1 protein-coding gene is annotated in these 805 nt (G+C 63.4%); it reads left to right on the plus strand.

Features of this window, described 5'->3' with window-relative positions; translation table 11 throughout:
• Positions 1-805: bifunctional diguanylate cyclase/phosphodiesterase (locus tag JMF90_RS38965; protein WP_201326532.1), on the plus strand; the 805-nt coding region annotated here is incomplete at both ends.

Raw genomic sequence — 805 nt, forward strand, 5'->3', positions numbered from 1 at the left:
GACGTATCTGGCGCTGCACGACAACCTCACCAAGCTGCCCAATCGCGTGCTGCTCGAGGACCGGATCGATCAGGCGATCCAGGCCGCCGACCGCGAGCACGGAAGCTTCGCGCTGATGTTCATGGACCTCGATGGATTCAAGGCGGTCAACGATGCCTATGGTCATCACGTCGGCGATCTGTTGCTGGTCGACGTGGCGCGGCGCATCGGCGCGAACCTGCGTTCGCAGGACACGATTGCCCGCCTGGGGGGCGACGAATTCGTGCTGGCCGTGGCAGTGGACGAGCCCGCGGACGCGGCCGACGTGGCGGACAAGATATTGGCGGTGATCCGGAAACCGTTCCGCGTGTCCGAACACGAATTGCGCGTGTCGGCCAGTATCGGCATTGCGCTCTATCCCGGCAACGGCAGCGATTTTCGCGACCTGATGACCAACGCCGATGCAGCGATGTATCACGCCAAGGCACTCGGCCGGAACGCGTACTGCTTCTTCGAGGCATCGATGAACGCGAATGTCCGCGAGCACCTGAAAATCGTGCAGGAGCTCCGTCTGGCGCTGGAGCGGCGTGAGCTGGTCCTGCATTACCAGCCGAAGTTCGACGTCCCGCACGGACCGATCATCGGCGTCGAGGCGCTGTTGCGATGGATGCACCCGACACGCGGTCTCATTTCACCCGATCAGTTCATCTCGATTGCGGAAAAGACCGGCTTGATCGTGCCGATCGGCGAGTGGGTGCTGGACGAGGCCTGCCGGCAGATGCGCGTGTGGTGCGATGCCGGTCGAACCGACTGGACGATGGCCGTC

This window comes from Burkholderia sp. E168m23, assembly GCF_016586125.1.
Lineage (GTDB): Bacteria > Pseudomonadota > Gammaproteobacteria > Burkholderiales > Burkholderiaceae > Burkholderia > Burkholderia orbicola.